12 protein-coding genes are annotated in these 16,537 nt (G+C 71.0%); 4 read left to right on the top strand and 8 right to left on the bottom strand.

The features are described 5' to 3' along the window. Positions 1-39 precede the first annotated feature (39 nt). Entirely contained in the window at positions 40-1,959 is a 1,920-nt protein-coding gene (locus IE153_RS02635; protein WP_189588037.1) for a glycoside hydrolase family 15 protein, read from the top strand. Here the strand turns inward: IE153_RS02635 and IE153_RS02630 are convergent. The 8 genes from IE153_RS02630 to iolC form a co-directional block, all read right to left on the bottom strand. Then, positions 1,863-5,009 carry a putative bifunctional diguanylate cyclase/phosphodiesterase gene (locus tag IE153_RS02630; protein ID WP_229828676.1) on the bottom strand — a complete coding sequence of 1,049 codons (3,147 nt, stop codon included), beginning with the start codon at positions 5,007-5,009 and terminating at the stop codon, positions 1,863-1,865. The two genes, IE153_RS02635 and IE153_RS02630, sit on opposite strands and share 97 nt — an antisense overlap. A gap of 6 nt (positions 5,010-5,015) precedes the next feature. Next, entirely contained in the window at positions 5,016-6,113 is a 1,098-nt protein-coding gene (gene galE / locus IE153_RS02625; RefSeq protein WP_189588035.1) for a UDP-glucose 4-epimerase GalE, read from the bottom strand. 85 nt (positions 6,114-6,198) lie between these two features. Continuing rightward, the gene (locus IE153_RS02620; protein ID WP_189588033.1) at positions 6,199-6,984 is read right to left on the bottom strand and encodes a GntR family transcriptional regulator; all 786 of its coding nucleotides are present in this window, start codon (positions 6,982-6,984) and stop codon (positions 6,199-6,201) included. 21 nt (positions 6,985-7,005) lie between these two features. Continuing rightward, a complete protein-coding gene (locus IE153_RS02615; protein WP_189588533.1) occupies positions 7,006-8,499 on the bottom strand; it encodes a CoA-acylating methylmalonate-semialdehyde dehydrogenase in 1,494 nt (497 codons plus the stop codon). Positions 8,500-8,542: 43 nt separating this feature from the next. Then, positions 8,543-10,426, bottom strand: coding sequence for a 3D-(3,5/4)-trihydroxycyclohexane-1,2-dione acylhydrolase (decyclizing) (gene iolD / locus IE153_RS02610; RefSeq protein WP_189588031.1), 1,884 nt, complete (start codon positions 10,424-10,426; stop codon positions 8,543-8,545). Beyond that, on the bottom strand, positions 10,423-11,316 hold the full coding sequence (gene iolB, locus IE153_RS02605; protein WP_189588029.1) for a 5-deoxy-glucuronate isomerase: 894 nt from the start codon (positions 11,314-11,316) through the stop codon (positions 10,423-10,425). The genes iolD and iolB overlap by 4 nt, the downstream gene beginning before the upstream one ends. Before the next feature lie 13 nt (positions 11,317-11,329). Next, positions 11,330-12,208: a Cgl0159 family (beta/alpha)8-fold protein gene (locus IE153_RS02600; RefSeq protein WP_189588027.1), complete on the bottom strand. Its 879-nt coding sequence runs from the start codon at positions 12,206-12,208 to the stop codon at positions 11,330-11,332. A 13-nt stretch (positions 12,209-12,221) separates the two neighbouring features. Then, on the bottom strand, positions 12,222-13,199 hold the full coding sequence (iolC, locus tag IE153_RS02595) for a 5-dehydro-2-deoxygluconokinase (RefSeq protein ID WP_189588025.1): 978 nt from the start codon (positions 13,197-13,199) through the stop codon (positions 12,222-12,224). A 322-nt stretch (positions 13,200-13,521) separates the two neighbouring features. On the opposite strand from iolC, the gene IE153_RS02590 reads away from it, so the two are divergent. The 3 genes from IE153_RS02590 to IE153_RS02580 are packed head-to-tail and all read left to right on the top strand — an operon-like array spanning position 13,522 to position 16,537. Further along, complete coding sequence (locus IE153_RS02590; RefSeq protein ID WP_189588023.1) at positions 13,522-14,541, top strand: sugar ABC transporter substrate-binding protein; 1,020 nt, start codon at positions 13,522-13,524, stop codon at positions 14,539-14,541. Beyond that, positions 14,541-15,620, top strand: coding sequence for an ABC transporter permease (locus IE153_RS02585; RefSeq protein ID WP_189588021.1), 1,080 nt, complete (start codon positions 14,541-14,543; stop codon positions 15,618-15,620). Before IE153_RS02590 ends, IE153_RS02585 begins: the two co-directional genes overlap by 1 nt. 5 nt (positions 15,621-15,625) lie before the next feature. Continuing rightward, entirely contained in the window at positions 15,626-16,537 is a 912-nt protein-coding gene (locus IE153_RS02580; RefSeq protein WP_189588019.1) for an ATP-binding cassette domain-containing protein, read from the top strand.

Here is a 16,537-nt window from a genome sequence, read left to right as displayed (position 1 = left end):
GAGAAGTGGCAAAGTGCATGACGGCGTGATCCCGAGATCATGAATGCGCTCATCGAGGATTACGCCCTCATCAGCGATCTGGAGACGGCCGCCATGGTCGGCCGGGACGGGTCGGTCGACTGGCTGTGTCTGCCCCGTTTCGACTCCCCGGCCTGCCTGGCGGCTCTGCTGGGCACCGAGGACAACGGGCGTTGGCGTCTCGCCCCCGTGTCCGGCGGCCGGTGCACTCGCCGCTCCTACCGGCCCGACACACTGGTCCTGGACTCCGTCTGGGAGACCCCCACGGGCACGGTGCGGGTCACGGACCTCATGCCGCCGCGTGCCGACGTGCCGTGCATCGTCCGCCTGGTCGAGGGCTTGTCCGGCACGGTGGACCTGCGCAGCGAACTGCGCCTGCGCTTCCACCAGGGCCGCGTCGTGCCCTGGGTCCGGGACGTCGGCCACTGCACCGTCGCGGTCGCCGGCCCGGACGCCGTCTGGCTCGGCCGCGACGGGCATGTCCGCGACCGGGGCGACGAGGACGCCACCGTCTGGGAGTTCACGCTGACGGCCGGACGCCGGATGGGCCTCACGCTGGGGTGGACGCCGTCGTACCGGTCCGCGCCCCCTTCGCCCATGTCCGTCCCGGCGGAGACCGCCCAGAAGGAGACCGCCGACTTCTGGCGGCGCTGGGCCGTCCGGTGCCGCTACCAGGGCCCGTGGCGGGACGCCGTGGTGCGTTCCCTCATCACCCTCAAGGCCCTCACCTACGCCCCCACGGGTGGCATCGTCGCCGCCCCCACCACCTCACTGCCCGGCTGTATCGGCGGCCAGAACAACTGGGACTACCGGTTCTGCTGGTTGCGCGACTCCTCACGGACCCTGTCCTGCCTGCTGCGCAGCGGCTACCGGGACGAGGCCACGGCCTGGCTGGACTGGCTGGTGCGGGCCGTCGCCGGAGACCCCGCCGATCTCCAGACCGTCTACGGCGTCAAGGGGCAGCGGCTGCTGCCGGAGACCGAGGCGCCCTGGCTGCCCGGCTACGAGGGCTCGCGGCCCGTGCGGTTCGGCACCTCGGCGGTGAGCACCTTTCAGCTGGACGTCTACGGCGAGGTCATGGACACACTGTGGCTGTCGCTGCGCGCCGGGATCCCGATGCCCGCACACGTGTGGGACCTGGTCGAGTCCCTCATGGGCTTTCTGCTGCGGCACTGGCGCGAACCGGACCAGGGGTTGTGGCAGGAGCGCGGGGCGCGCCGGCAGTTCGTGCACTCCAAGGTCATGGCGTGGGTGGCCGCCGACCGAGCCGTGCGCATGGGCGAGCTGCTCGGGCGCAACGGCTCCTCCGGGGAGTGGCAGGCCATGCGGGACGAGGTGCACCGGGAGGTCTGCCGGGAGGGCTGGGACACCGCGCAGCGCTCCTTCGTGCAGTCCTACGGCGCACCCGGCCTGGACGCCTCGGCGCTGCTGATCCCCCGGGTCGGGTTCCTGCCCGCCCACGACGAACGGGTGCGCGGCACCGTGCGGGCCCTGGCGCGCCTCGGGCACGGCGGCTTCCTCCGCCGCTGCACCCCGGACGGCACCCTGCCCGAGGCCGCGGACGGCGCCGAGGGCACGTTCGTGTCCTGCTCCCTGTGGTACGCCGACGCCCTCGCCGCCACGGGGCGTCGCCGGCAGGCCCGGGAGGCCTTCGAGCGGGTCCTCACGGTCCGTAACGACGTCGGGCTGCTGGCCGAGCAGTGGGACCCGGACACCGGCCGTCAGCTGGGCAACGCGCCCAAGGCGTTCAGCCACATCGCACTGGTCGAGACCGCGTTCGGCCTGTCGTCGCCCTCCGCCTGGAACCGCGCGGACCCGGGGCGGGACGGCACTGAAGCCGGCCCTCAGCCCTCCGCCCGTCCGCCGTCGTTGCGCTCCCGCAGCACCGCCTCACCCTGCTCCACCGTGAGCGGCCGTGCGAACAGGAAGCCCTGCCCGTAGAGGCAGCCGATGTGCCCCAGCAGTTCCCGCTGCGGCTGGTCCTCGATGCCCTCGGCGATCACCTGGAGGCCGAGCGTGTCGGCGAGATGCACGATGCCCTCCACCAGGGCGAGCTGCTGGGGGTCGTGCGGGATGCCGTCGATGAAGGACTTGTCGATCTTGAGCACGTCGATGGGGAAGTCCCGCAGGTAGCGCAGGGAGGAGAACCCGGTGCCGAAGTCGTCTACCGCGATGCGCACCCCGCGGTCCTTCAGTGCCTGGATCTGCGCGTCGATCTGCTCGGTCCGCTGCATGAGCACCGACTCGGTGAGTTCCAGCTGGAGTGTGCCCGGGGCGAGGCCAGTGGTGTCCAGAGCCGTGCACACCTCGTCCAGGAAGTTGGTGTCCCGCCACTGCCGCGTGGACACGTTGACACTGAGGTAGGGCGGGTCGAACTGCGGCGTGCGGTGCTGGAGCCGGGCGATGTCGGCGGTGGATCTGCGCAGCACCCACGCGCCGAGGGTCGAGATGTGCCCGGTCTCCTCGGCCAGCGGGATGAACTGGCCCGGCGGAACCGGATCGGGTCCCCGTTCGGGCCATCGGGCCAGGGCCTCGAAGCCCACGACGCGGCCCTCGGCGATGTCCACCACCGGCTGGTAGCACAGCCCGAACTCCTCCTTGCGGATGGCCTGGTCAAGCCGGACCTGCAAGGCGTGGCGCTCCACGACACGGATCCGCTGCTGGGGCTGGAACCGGCGCCAGGTGCGCTTGCCGGACGCCTTGGCGGCGTAGAGGGCCAGGTCGGCGAGCGCGAGCAGTTCTCCCGCGTCCGTGCTGTCCTTGGCCGTGGCCACGCCCACGCTGGCCGAGACGCTCACCGACTCCACCGCCAGGTGGAACGGCCGGCTGAGCGTCCGGACCACGTGCGCGGCCAGCACCTCGGCGTCCATGGGCTGCTCCGCGTCCTCGATCAGCACGGCGAACTCGTCGCCGCCGAGCCGGGCGGCGGTGTCGGTGCGCCGCAGTGTCCCCGACAGGCGCTCGGCCACGGCGCACAGCAACCGGTCGCCGACCGAGTGACCGAGTGTGTCGTTGACGATCTTGAAGTCGTCCAGGTCGATGAAGAGCAGACAGGTGGTCGTCGACTCCCGGTGGCCCCGGCGCAGTGCGCGTCCGGTCCGCTCCAGCAGCAGAGTGCGGTTGGGCAGGCCGGTGAGGGAGTCGTGGAAGGCCCGCTGGGTGAGTTCGTGCTCCAGCTGCCGTTGCTCGGTGATGTCCCGCAGGGTGACGACCAGACCGCCCACGGTCGGGTCGTGCCGCAGGTCCCGGCAACGCACCTCCACCTCGATGTGGACCGCGTCCCGGGGCACCCGCCAGTGGTCGTGGGCTTCCTGCCGCCCGTCGCCGTGCACGGCCTTCAGAGTGTGCACGACCTGGTCCCGCTCCTGGGCGTCCACCAGATCGGGCAGCGGTGTCCCGGCGAGTTCGGTGCGGCCGAACACGGTCGGCGCGGAGGGGCTGGCGTAGCGGACGGTGGTGTCGTCGTTGACGATGAGGATGACGTCCGAGGCGTTGTGCACCAGGGTGCGGAAGTAGGCCTCGCTCTCCTTGCGGATGACCTCCCGCCGCAGCGCGATGCGTTCCGTCGTGAGCCCGGCGTGCGAGGCGAGGAGCTCCAAAGAGCCGCGCATCTCGGTGAGTTGCCGCTCAGAGCCGGCCGCCAGCAGTGCTCCCGGGAGCTCACCGCCGGCCGGCTGCTCGGGCTGGACCATGGGGCACAGGAGCGCGGTGGGCAGCTTGCCGAGCCGGGCGGCGAGCTCCGGCCCCAGCACGGCGGTCGGGACGATGACCGTGCGGCTGCGGGCCGCCACGGCCGGCCCGCCCCGTGCCGGAGCTGTGGCGCCGGCCCAGGCGGGGCAGCGCTCCAGCCGGGCGTACAGGTCCTGAGCCTCCTGGGCCGACAGCAGGAGTGTCACGTGCCGGCCCGCCGGTCCGAACAGGGAGGTGACCGCCCTGTCGCAGGCCCGCGCGATCCCCTCGGGCCAGCAGGCCTCCATCATGGCGGCGGCCGCGGTGCGCAGGGCCAGCTCCCGGGTCATGGCCCGGCGATGCGCGACGACCATCAGGGCGAGCCGGACGATCACCAGCAGGAACAGCGCGCCGGAGAACGCGGCCAGCACCGTCGCGTCGTAGTCCAGGCCGTCGCTCTCCTCGTGAGCGAGGATGGCGGGCGGGACCAGGGTCGCGGTGGCGAGCAGCAGCAGCCGCGGCCGGGGCGGCAGGAGGGACTGGGGTGGCGAGTCCGGGGCGGTCAGCCGGGCCATCGAGGGGTGCAGCGCGGCCAGGCCCCAGGCGGTGCAGAACACGATGCCCCCGATGTCCAGCAGGGGGCCCGCCTGCCAGGAGCCGTTGAACCGGAGGACGCCGAGGGCGATGTCGAAGCCGAGCAGGGTGAGCGCGCCCAGGGTGAGCAACTGGGCGGCCCGGTTGGTGCCCGGGGAGGGGCACCGCGAGAGCAGCCGGACCAGCAGGGCCAGCACCAGGATGCCCCCGAGCGGACAGGCGGCACTGATCGCGCGCTGCTGCCAGGTCAGCCCCTCCGCCCGGGCCAGCGGCTGCACCAGGTAGACCCACACCGGCAGCGCGAGCCCGCCGGTGATGACCAGGCCGTCGAGCAGTCCGGGCAGGTCACGGCCCGTCCAGCGGTAGCGCAGCAGACCGGACAGGCCCAGGGCGAACAGCGGATACACGGCGAGGTGGCAGGCGTCCGCCCAGGACGGGAACGGGTGCGGCGCGGAGAAGTACGTTTCCTGCGCCTGGGCGAAGGTGCCGCCCGCGGTGAAGGCCAGCAGCCCGGCGGCGAGGAACAGCCACGGGCGGGGCCGAGGGGGGTGGTGGACCCGCACTCCGGTCAGGACGGCCGCGGCTCCCGCCAGCCCGACCAGGGCCCACAGCGGCGTGCGCAGGACGGGAACGGACAGGTACGCAACGGTCAGGAGGCCGGCCGCCGCGACGTAACCGGCCGGCAGGCGTCGGGCCGGGCCGCCTCTGCCGCTCGGCGGGGGCCGCACGGCGGCCTACTCCTCGGTCTCCGGCGGCCGCGCGGTGTCCGTGTAACCGTGCGGGTTGAGCCGCTGGAAGCGCCAGGCGTCCCGGCACACGTCTGCGAGATCCCTGGTGGGGCGCCAGCCCCAGGCACGGTTGACGGCCGTCGCGTCGGTGACCAGCTCGGCGACGTCCCCGGGGCGGCGGGGCCCGACCTCGTACGGGATGGGCCTGCCGGAGGCCCGGGAGAACAAGCCGACCACGTCGAGGACCGAACGGCCCGCGCCCGCACCCAGGTTGAACACCTGCATGCCCGGCTCGTCGGTCAGATGGTCGAGTGCCACACGGTGTGCTTCCACGACGTCCATGACATGCAGGTAGTCCCGGATCCCGGTGCCGTCGCGGGTCGGGTAGTCGGCGCCGTAAACGGTGAGCTTCTCGCGCCGGCCGACCGCCACCTGCGCGACGTACGGCATCAGGTTCTGCGGTGTGTGGCGCGGCTCCTCGCCGAGGAGTCCGCTCGGATGGGCCCCGGCCGGGATGGGATAGCGCAGGCACAGCACGGCGTACTCGGGGTGACGGCGGCAGACGTCCGCGAGAATCTGCTCGCAGATCCACTTGGAGGCCGCGTACGGGGTGCCGGGACGGACGGGAGTGGTCTCGTCGAGCGGCCCCCCGCCCGCGTCGCCGTAGACCCAGCAGGAGGACGGGTAGACCAGCCGGTGCACCCCGTGCTCGTGCATGGTCCGCAGCAGGGCGGTGGTGCCGCCCACGTTGGTGTCGTAGTACGCAACGGGCATCCGTGTCGACAGACCCCCCGCCTTGTGCGCGGCAAAGTGCACGACGGCGTCCACGGAGTGTCGGTCGAAGACGGCCGAGAGGGCGTGCCGATCACGGATGTCCAGCTCGTACACGGCGCCGACGAAGCGGCCGGCGATCCGTTCCACCCGGGCGAACACCTGGGGTGTGCTGTTGGTGTAGTCGTCGACCACGATCACCTCGTAACCGTGGTCCAGCAGTTCCACGCAGGTGTGGCTGCCGATGAAACCGGCTCCGCCGGTCACAAGGACGGTCGAAGGGGCCCATGAGGATCCTCCTCGAGCGGTCGGCAACTGGTTCCTGCGGGCCATGCCGTGACTCCCGCTTCGGGTGCGGTCGAAGAACCGTATGTTTACGGTGTATATGTACGACTTTGCACCCGACCCCCGAGTCCGGTCAAGGCCGGACCAGCAACTGGAAGTCGAAGGTGTAGAGCGAGGCACGGTAGATGTGCGTTCCGTACTCGACCGGGCGCCCCGTGTCGTCGTACGCCGTGCGGTGCATCGTGAGGAGCGCCGCGCCCTCCTGCTCGTCCAGGCGGGACGCCTCCCCGGCGGTCGCCGCGCGGGCGCCGACGGTCTGGCGGGCGCTGTGCAGGGTGATGCCCGCCGAGCGCATCATGCGATACAGGCCGGTCGACTCCAGGCGGGCGCTGTCCAGGTCCAGCAGGGACACCGGCAGGTGGTTGCGCAGCAGCGCCACCGGTCGGCCGTGGGTGCGGCGCAGCCGGTCCAGGACGGTCACCTCGTGACCCTCCGGCATGCCGAGGGCGGCCGCCACGTCGCAGGAGGCCGGGACGACCTCGTTGCGCACGACCTCGGTGGTCGGCGCCTGCCCCGCCGTCTCCAGGTCGTCGTAGAGGCTGCTCAGTTCCAGCGGGCGTTTGACCTGGCTGTGCACCACCTGCGTGCCCACCCCGCGCCGCCGGACCAGCAGCCCCTTGTCGACGAGGGACTGGATGGCCTGGCGGACGGTGGGTCGGGACAGGCCGAGGCGCACGGACAGGTCGACCTCGTTGCCCAGGAGGTTCCCCGGGGCGAGGACCCCGTGCTCGATCGCCGCCTCCAGCTGCTGCGCGAGCTGGTGGTAGAGCGGCACGGGACTGCCCCGTTCCAGCGCGAAGTCCAGCGAGCCGAGCGCGGCGGCGGCCGTGGTACGGGCCCGGTCACCTGTCTTCGCCATGGACGAACCCCCCTACGGGTGTCAGGAGTTGCTCGGGAAACCGAGGTTGATGCCGCCGTCGGACGGGTCCGGCCAGCGCGTGGTGATGACCTTGCCCTGGGTGTAGAAGGCGATGCCGTCGTTGCCGTAGATGTGCAGGTCGCCGAAGAGCGAGTCCTTCCAGCCGCCGAAGGAGTGGTAGCCGACGGGGACCGGGATCGGGACGTTGACGCCGACCATGCCGGCCTTGACCTCCAGCTGGAAGCGGCGGGCCGCGCCGCCGTCCCGGGTGAAGATCGCGGTGCCGTTGCCCCAGCGTGAGGAGTTGATCAGCTGGATGGCTTCTTCGTACGTCTCCGCACGGACGACCGCCAGCACCGGGCCGAAGATCTCGTCCTGGTACGCGTCCGCCGTCAGCGGCACCCGGTCCAGCAGGGAGACACCGAGGAAGAAGCCGTCCTCATGGCCCTCCACCGAGAAGCCCGTGCCGTCGACCACGACCTCCGCGCCCTGCTCGGCGGCCGAGGAGACGTACGACGCCACCTTGTCGCGGTGCTCGCGCGTGATCAGCGGGCCCATCTCCGAGGCCGGGTCGTCGCCGGGGCCGATCCTCAGGTTCTTCGCCCGCTCGGCGATCTTGCCGACCAGTTCGTCACCGATGTCACCGACGGCCACGACCACCGACACGGCCATGCAGCGCTCGCCCGCCGAGCCGTACGCGGCGTTGATCGCCTGGTCGGCGGCGAGTTCCAGATCGGCGTCGGGCAGCACCAGCATGTGGTTCTTCGCGCCGCCGAGGGCCTGCACCCGCTTGCCGTGCTCGACGGCCGCTCGCTGGATGTACTTGGCGATCGGCGTCGAGCCGACGAAGGACACCGCCTCGATGTCCGGGTGCTCCAGGAGGCGGTCCACGGCCGTCTTGTCGCCCTGCACGATGTTCAGGACTCCCTCCGGCAGACCCGCCTCGGTGGCCAGCTCGGCCAGCCGGAAGGAGGCCGACGGGTCCTTCTCCGAGGGCTTCAGCACGAAGGTGTTGCCGCAGGCGATCGCCAGCGGGAACATCCACATCGGCACCATCGCCGGGAAGTTGAACGGCGTGATGCCTGCGACCACGCCCAGCGGCTGGCGGATCGAGGCCACGTCGACCCGGGTGGAGACCTGGGTGGACAGCTCGCCCTTGAGCTGGACGGAGATCCCGCACGCCAGCTCCACGATCTCCATGCCGCGCGCGACCTCGCCGAGCGCGTCGGAGTGCACCTTGCCGTGCTCGGCGGTGATCAGCTCGGCGATCTCGTCGCGGTGGGCGTCCAGCAGCTCGCGGTACTTGAACAGGATCGCCGTGCGCTTGGCCAGGGAGGACTCACCCCAGCTCGCGAAGGCGGCCTTGGCGGAGGCGACCGCGGCGTCGACCTCGTCGACGGAGGCGAACGCGACCTGCTTCTCCTGGGCGCCGGTCGCCGGATCGTAGACGGGGCCGAACCGGCCGGAGCTGCCCTCGACGGGCTTGCCGTCGATCCAGTGGGTGATGGTCTTCATGGTGCGCAAGGGCCTTTCGTGGAGCTTGAGTTCCGGGGGGAGTTCAGAGGTGGCGGCGGCGGCCCGCGACCTGGCGGTCGTAGCGCTCGCGGGCCTCGACGGCCGCCTCCCGGGAGGCGGTCTGGGCGACCGGCACGTCCCACCAGGCCTCGGCCGGGGGAGCGGTCGGGGCCGGGTCCGTCTCGACGTACACGCACGTCGGCCGGTCCGATTCACGCGCCGCGGCCAGCGCATCGCGCAGCTCGCGCACCGTCTTGGCGCGCAGCACGTCCATGCCGAGGCTGGCGGCGTTGGCGGCCAGGTCGACGGGCAGCGGGGCGCCGGTGAAGGTGCCGTCGGCGGCCCGGAAGCGGTAGGCGGTGCCGAACCGCTCCCCGCCGGTCTCCTCCGACAGGCCCCCGATCGAGGCGTAGCCGTGGTTCTGGAGGAGGACGATGTTGAGCGGCAGACCCTCCTGGACGGCGGTGACGATCTCCGTCGGCATCATCAGGTAGGTGCCGTCGCCGACCAGCGCCCACACCGGGGTGCCCGGGGCGGCCTGCTGGACGCCGATGCCGGCCGGGATCTCGTAGCCCATGCAGGAGTAGCCGTACTCCAGGTGGTACTGGCGCGGGCTGCGGGAGCGCCACAGCTTGTGCAGGTCGCCGGGGAGCGAACCGGCCGCGTTGATCACCACGTCGTCGTCGCCGACGGCCGCGTCCAGCGCGCCGAGCACCTGTGTCTGGGTCGGGACCGCGTTCTCGTCGCCGGCCCGGTAGGCGGCCTCGACGACCTCGTCCCAACGCTCCTTGCCGGCGCGGTACTCGGCCTCGTAGGCCTGCGGCAGGCGGTGTCCGGCCAGCCCCTTGATCAGCTTCTCCAGGCCGGACCGGGCGTCGCACACCAGCGTCCGCGCCGCCAGCTTGTGGGCGTCGAAGGCGGTGATGTTGAGGTTCAGGAACCGCACGCCGGGGTGCTGGAAGAGCGTGCCGGAGGCGGTGGTGAAGTCGGTGTAGCGGGTGCCGACGCCGATCACCAGGTCGGCGGTGCGGGCGAGTTCGTCGCTGACCGCGGTGCCGGTGTGGCCGATGCCGCCGAGGTCGGCGGGGTGGTCGTGGCGGAGCGAGCCCTTGCCGGCCTGGGTGGAGGCGACGGGGATGCCGGTGGCCTCCACGAACGCCTTGAGCGCCTGCTCGGCCTCGCTGTGGTGCACGCCGCCGCCCGCCACGATCAGCGGCCGTTCCGCCGACCTGATCGCCTCGACGGCGGCCGCCAGCTCCACCGGGTCCGGCGCGGGGCGCCGTACGTACCAGACCCGCTCGGCGAAGAACTCCTCCGGCCAGTCGTACGCCTCCGCCTGCACGTCCTGCGGCAGGGCGAGGGTGACGGCGCCGGTCTCGGCCGGGTCGGCGAGCACCCGCATCGCCTGGAGCGCCGAGGGGATCAGCGCCTCGGGGCGGGTGATCCGGTCGAAGTACCTCGACACCGGGCGCAGCGTGTCGTTGACCGACACGTCGGCCTCGACCGGGTGCTCCAGCTGCTGGAGCAACGGGTCGGGGGCGTGCGAGGCGAAGTAGTCGCCGGGCAGGAGCAGCACCGGCAGACGGTTGATCGTCGCCAGGGCGGCGCCGGTGACCAGGTTGGTGGCGCCCGGGCCGATCGAGGTCGTCACCGCCTGCGCGGACAGGCGGTTCAGCTGCCGGGCGTAGCCGACGGCCGCGTGCACCATGGACTGCTCGTTGCGGCCCTGGTGGAACGGCATGACGGCGTCCGGCCCGATGCCTGCCTCCATCAGCGCCTGGCCGACCCCGGCGACGTTGCCATGGCCGAAGATGCCCCAGGTCCCGGCGATCAGCCGGCGGCGCACGCCGTCGCGCTCGGTGTACTGGGCGGACAGGAACCGGACCAGCGCCTGGGCGGTCGTCAGTCTGCGGGTGGGGGCGCTCATGCGGAGGTCTCCGGGGCGGTGTAGAGGGGGAGCCGGGGGTCGACCGGCTGGTCCGGCCAGGTGTCGCGGACCCAGGCGTGGTCGGGGTGGTCGCAGATCAGCCAGGCGCGCTCGGCCTCCGGGCCCGCCATGACGTTGAGGTAGTACATGTGGTGGCCGGGCGTGGCCATCGAGGGCCCGTGCCAGCCGTCCGGGATGAGGACGACGTCGCCGTCGCGCACCTCCGCCAGCACGTCGGTGTCCCGGCCCGGGCCGGACGGGGAGACGCGCTGGTAGCCGAGGCCGGGGACGCCGTCGTGGCCGGCGAACTCGAAGTAGTAGATCTCCTCCAGCACGGACTCCTCGCCGGGCCGGTGCTCGTCGTGCTTGTGGGGCGGGAACGACGACCAGTTGCCGCCGGGGGTGATCACCTCGACCGCGATGAGCTTGTCGCACTCGAAGACCCCGGCCGCACCGAAGTTGTTGACCTGCCGGGAGCAGTTCCCGGTGCCCCGCAGCTCCACCGGCACCTCGGACGCCGGGCCGTAGCGCGCGGGCAGCCGGCGGGTGCAGCGTGCGCCGGTCAGCGCGAACCGGCCGCCGCCGACGGACGTCACCGTCGCGCTGGCGTCGCGCGGCACGTACGCGAAGTCGCTGACGCCGCTGAACACGTCGGCGCGGCCCTGGAGTTCGAACGTCTCCTGGCCGAAGTCGTCCGCCGCGGCGACCGTGCAGCCGCCGCTCAGCGGGACGACGATCCACTCGCTGTCACCGGTGTCGAAGGAGTGCGCGCCACCGGGCGGCAGCTCCAGGACCCGCAGACTGGAGTGGCCCCAGCCGGCCTTCTCGGGCGTGACGTCGACGGCGTAGGGGCCGCCGAGGGCCTTGCCGGCGGGAAGGTGGTACGTCATTGCATCCTCCGGATCACAGCAGACCGACGGCCGTGTCCACGGCCTCTTCCACGCTGCCCCCGGCCGGGTAGAGCAGCGACCGCCCGACGACCATGCCCTGGACGGTGGGCAGCCGCAGGGCCTTGCGCCAGCGTTCGTAGGCGCCCTCCTGGTCCTCGCCCACCTCGCCGCCGAGCAGCACGACCGGCAGGGTGGAGGTCTCCAGCACCTCGGCCATGTCGTCCGGGTCGTCGGTGACGGGCAGCTTCAGCCAGGTGTAGGCGGAGGTGCCGCCGAGCCCGGACGCTATGGCGACGGACCGGGTGACGGCCTCGGCGGACAGGTCGTTGCGGACCGTGCCGTCGACCCGCCGGGAGATGAACGGCTCGACGAACAGGGGCAGTCGGCGCTCGGCCATGGCGTCGATCGCCCGCGCGGTGGACTCCAGCGTGGTCAGCGAGCCCGGGTCGTCGTAGTCGATGCGGACCAGGAGCTTGCCCGCGTCGAAGCGGAGCCGGGCGATGTCCTCGGCGCGGTGGCCGGTGAAGCGGTCGTCCATCTCGAAGGACGCCCCGGCCAGACCGCCGCGGTTCATGGAGCCCATGACAACCTTGTCGTCGAGGACACCGAGGAGCAGGAGGTCCTCCAGGATGTCGGCGGTGGCGAGCACCCCGTCCACGCCCGGCCGTGACAGCGCGGTGCACAGCCGCTCCAGCAGGTCCGCGCGGTTGGCCATGGCCAGGCGCCGGTCGCCGACCCCGAGGGCGCCGCGCGCCGGATGGTCGGCGGCCACGATCATCAGCCGGCCGCTGTCGCCGATCAACGGTCGGCGCGTCCGGCGGGCCGCCGCCTCCGCGACGGCCTCGGGACTGCGGGCTCTGACCGTGGTGAGGTCGGGGATGCCGATGTTCAAGGAAGGCTCCGTTTCAGTGGCTCGTGCTCGGCGACGGCACCCCGGCGAGGAGGTCCGCGACCTCGGACTCGGTGGGCATCGCGGAGGAGCAGGCGAGGCGCGAGGCGACGAGGGCGCCGGCGGCGTTGGCGTGGCGCATGGTCCGCTCCAGGTCCCAGCCGGCGAGCAGACCGTGGCAGAGCGAGCCACCGAAGGCGTCACCCGCGCCCAGGCCGTTGACCACCTCGACGGGCACCGGCGGCACCTCGGCCCGGCTGCCGTCGCGGTGCACGGCGAGCACCCCCTTGGGGCCCTGCTTGACGACGGCCAGCTCCACGCCGGCCTCCAGCAGCGCGTCCGCGCATGCCTGCGGCTCGCGCACGCCGGTGGCGATCTCGCACTCGTCGAGGTTGCCGACCGCGACCGTGGCGTGGCGCAGGGCCTCGCGGTAGTACGGGCGGGCCTCCTCGGGGTCGCGCCAGAACATCGGCCGCCAGTCGAGGTCGAAGACGGTGATCCCCGACTTGTCGCGGGCCTTGAGGGCCGCGAGCGTGGCGGAGCGGCTCGGCTCCTCGCTCAGGCCGGTGCCGGTGATCCAGAAGATCCGGGCGCCGCGGATGGCGAAGAAGTCCAGCTCGTCGGTGTGGATCTCCAGATCCGGGGCCTTGGGGCGGCGGTAGAAGTACAGCGGGAAGTCGTCCGGCGGGAAGATCTCGCAGAACGTGACCGGCGTCGGGTACGCGCCGACCGGGGTGACCCAGCGGTCGTCGACGCCGAAGCCCTTCAGCTCCTCGTGCAGGTAGGTGCCGAAGGGGTCGTCGCCGGTGCGTGTGATCACCGCCGTCCGGCGTCCGAGGCGGGCCGCGGCGACCGCCACGTTGGCCGCCGAACCTCCCAGGAATTTCCCGAAGGTCTCCACTTCGGCCAGGGGGACCCCGGTTTGCAGGGGGTAGAGGTCGACCCCGATGCGACCCATCGTGATCACATCGAAATACTGGGCTGGCTCGGCCATGCGCGACCTCCTCGGGAAGCTGGGGATGCGGGTCCTGAAGCGCCCTGACACGGTGAGGGCGTGGATCCACGGGACCTGCCGCCTCCCAGGTGTAGGTCGCGGAGGGCGGTGCTGTCAATAGTTTGTACTTACATTCGGACCTGCTCGTGAAATGATGTCTTGACAAAGTATTGACAGCGGGCGCGGCAGGGACTTGTATCCCGTGCCATCGCAACAGTCGGTTTGCGGCATCATGATCCGGACTCCGTAAGGCTCCGGGACCACGGATCCCTTCGTGATCCCTTCCTTTCCCCCGCAGTAGCACAGTGAGGTGCCAGGAAAGATGGACCGCTCTTCTCACCCCCGCTCTCGCAGGTTCGCGCCCGTCGTCGCCGTGGCCGCGGCAGCGGCCCTGACCCTCGCCGGCTGTTCCAGCAGTTCCGGAGGCAAGAAGTCCGAGGAAGGCGCGGCGGACGCCTCGGCGGGCAAGGCGACCACGCCGCGCATGACCGTCGCCCTGGTCACGCACCAGGCGCCCGGCGACACCTTCTGGGACACCGTCCGCAAGGGCGCCGAGGCCGCGGCCGCCAAGGACAACATCAAGCTCATCTACTCCGCCGACCCGAACGCGGGCAACCAGGCCAACCTGGTCCAGACCGCGATCGACCAGAAGGTCGACGGCATCGCGGTCACACTCGCCAAGCCGGACGCCATGAAGGGCGTCATAGGCAAGGCGGACAAGGCCGGCATACCCGTCGTCGGCCTCAACTCCGGCCTGAGCGACTGGAAGCAGTTCAACATGCTGGAGTTCTTCGGCCAGGACGAGTCCGTCGCGGGCGAGGCCTTCGGCAAGAAGCTCAACGAGGTCGGTGCGAAGCACGCCCTCTGTGTCATCCAGGAGCAGGGCAACGTGGGTCTCACCCAGCGCTGCGACGGCGTGGAGAAGACCTTCGACGGCAAGCTCGACGTCCAGAACGTCAACGGCGCGGACAAGCCGTCGGTGAAGTCGACGCTCACCGCCAAGCTGAAGCAGGACTCCTCCATCGACTACGTCGTCACGCTCGGAGCCCCGTTCGCGCTGACCGCGGTGCAGTCGGTGAGTGATGCAGGCAGCAAGGCGAAGGTCGCGACCTTCGACCTCAACAAGGAACTCATCAAGGCCGTCAAGAGCGGCGACATCCAGTTCGCGGTGGACCAGCAGCCCTATCTGCAGGGTTACCTGGCCGTCGACGGTCTGTGGCTCTACAAGAACAACGGCAACTACAGCGGCGGCGGCGAGCAGCCCGTGCTGACCGGCCCGGCCTTCGTCGACAAGTCCAACGTCGACAAGATCGCCGAGTTCGCCGCGAAGGGCACCCGGTGATGAGCATGACCCAGCAGGCTGAGCCGGCGGTGACTTCACCGCCGGTCTCCGGCCCGGGCAAGGAGAAGGACGGGCGGACCCAGCAGCGCTCCCTGGTGCTGAGACTGCTCGCTCGGCCCGAGGTGGGCGTCTTCCTCGGCGCCCTGGCCATCCTGGTCTTCTTCCTGATCATGGCGCCGACCTTGCGCCAGGGCAGTTCGATGTCGACGGTCCTCTACCAAGCGTCGACCATCGGGATCATGGTCCTGCCCGTGGCGCTGCTGATGATCGGCGGCGAGTTCGACCTGTCCTCCGGCGTCGCGCCGGTCGCATCGGCGCTGACGGCGAGCATGACCGCCTTCGAGCTGACCCTGAACGTCTGGGTCGGCGTGATCGCGGCCCTGGTGGTGTCGCTTGCGATCGGCTTCTTCAACGGCTGGCTGCTGGTGAAGACCGGGCTGCCGAGCTTCCTGGTCACCCTGGGCACGTTCATGGGTCTGCAGGGCGTGAACCTGGCGGTGACCAAGCTGGTCACCGGCAACGTCGCCACGGACGACATCAGCGACATGGACGGCTTCGACCAGGCCAAGGCCCTGTTCGCCTCGTCCTTCGACGTCGGCGGAGTCAACGTCAAGATCACCGTCTTGTGGTGGCTGGCTTTCGCGGCGCTGGCCACGTGGGTCCTGCTGCGCACCAAGTACGGCAACTGGATCTTCGCGGTCGGCGGCAACAAGGACAGCGCCCGCGCCGTCGGCGTCCCGGTGAACTTCACCAAGATCTCGCTGTTCGTGCTGGTCGGTTTCGGCGCCTGGTTCGTCGGCATGCACAACCTGTTCCAGTACAACACCGTGCAGTCCGGTGAGGGCGTGGGCAACGAGCTGATCTACATCGCCGCGGCGGTGGTCGGCGGCTGTCTGCTGACCGGCGGTTACGGCACGATCATCGGCCCGGTCTTCGGCGCGTTCATGTTCGGCCTGGTCCAGTTGGGCATCGTCTACGCCACCTGGAACCCCGACTGGTTCAAGACCTTCCTCGGCGTGATGCTCGTAGGCGCCACCCTCGTCAATCTGTGGGTCCGCAAGCAAGCGACCCGGAGGTGATCGGCATGACAAGCAACTCCACCGGCACCCACGGGGCCGTTCTGAAGGACTCCCGGCCCGCGGACGAGCGTCCCGTGATCGAGCTGAAGGCCGCGGGCAAGTCCTACGGCAACATCCGTGCCCTGCACGGCGTGAGCCTCGAAGTCCACCCCGGCAGGGTGACCTGCGTCCTCGGCGACAACGGCGCCGGCAAGTCCACCCTCATCAAGATCATCTCGGGACTGCATCAGCACACCGAGGGCGAATTCCTCGTCGACGGCGAGCCGGTGCGCTTCTCCACCCCGCGCGAGGCCCTCGACAAGGGCATCGCCACGGTCTACCAGGACCTCGCTGTCGTCCCGCTGATGCCGGTGTGGCGCAACTTCTTCCTCGGCTCCGAGATGACCAAGGGCCCCTGGCCCGTGCGCCGTCTCGACATCGAGGCGATGAAGAGGACCGCGGACGAGGAACTGCGCAACATGGGCATCGTCCTGGACGACATGGAGCAGCCCATCGGCACGCTCTCCGGTGGTCAGCGCCAGTGCGTCGCCATCGCCCGCGCCGTCTACTTCGGCGCCCGCGTCCTCATCCTGGACGAGCCGACCGCCGCCCTCGGCGTCAAGCAGTCCGGTGTGGTGCTGAAGTACATCGCCGCAGCCCGCGAGAAGGGCCTCGGCGTCATCTTCATCACCCACAACCCGCACCACGCCTACATGGTCGGCGACCACTTCAGCGTGCTGCGCCTCGGCACCATGGAACTGTCCGCCTCCCGCAGCGACGTCTCCCTCGAGGAACTGACCAACCACATGGCCGGCGGCGCCGAACTGGCCTCTCTCAAGCACGAGTTGTCGCAGGTACACGGCGTCGACGTCGAAGAGCTCCCCGACGAGGGAGACGTCGCCGCGCCCGTAGCCACCTCTTCGGAAGGAAAGTCCTGA

Origin of the sequence: Streptomyces massasporeus (assembly GCF_014648995.1) — a bacterium.
In the GTDB taxonomy this organism is placed as follows: Bacteria; Actinomycetota; Actinomycetes; order Streptomycetales; family Streptomycetaceae; genus Streptomyces; species Streptomyces massasporeus.
This window is presented reverse-complemented; position numbering and strand designations above follow the sequence as displayed.

Bases quoted from the DNA above. Each gene is read 5' to 3' on its own strand.
- IE153_RS02635 (WP_189588037.1), top strand. From the start codon at position 40: ATGAATGCGCTCATCGAGGATTACGCCCTCATCAGCGATCTGGAGACG.
- galE (WP_189588035.1), bottom strand. From the start codon at position 6,113: ATGGCCCGCAGGAACCAGTTGCCGACCGCTCGAGGAGGATCCTCATGG.
- IE153_RS02620 (WP_189588033.1), bottom strand. From the start codon at position 6,984: ATGGCGAAGACAGGTGACCGGGCCCGTACCACGGCCGCCGCCGCGCTC.
- IE153_RS02615 (WP_189588533.1), bottom strand. From the start codon at position 8,499: ATGAAGACCATCACCCACTGGATCGACGGCAAGCCCGTCGAGGGCAGC.
- iolD (WP_189588031.1), bottom strand. From the start codon at position 10,426: ATGAGCGCCCCCACCCGCAGACTGACGACCGCCCAGGCGCTGGTCCGG.
- iolB (WP_189588029.1), bottom strand. From the start codon at position 11,316: ATGACGTACCACCTTCCCGCCGGCAAGGCCCTCGGCGGCCCCTACGCC.
- iolC (WP_189588025.1), bottom strand. From the start codon at position 13,199: ATGGCCGAGCCAGCCCAGTATTTCGATGTGATCACGATGGGTCGCATC.
- IE153_RS02590 (WP_189588023.1), top strand. From the start codon at position 13,522: ATGGACCGCTCTTCTCACCCCCGCTCTCGCAGGTTCGCGCCCGTCGTC.
- IE153_RS02585 (WP_189588021.1), top strand. From the start codon at position 14,541: ATGAGCATGACCCAGCAGGCTGAGCCGGCGGTGACTTCACCGCCGGTC.
- IE153_RS02580 (WP_189588019.1), top strand. From the start codon at position 15,626: ATGACAAGCAACTCCACCGGCACCCACGGGGCCGTTCTGAAGGACTCC.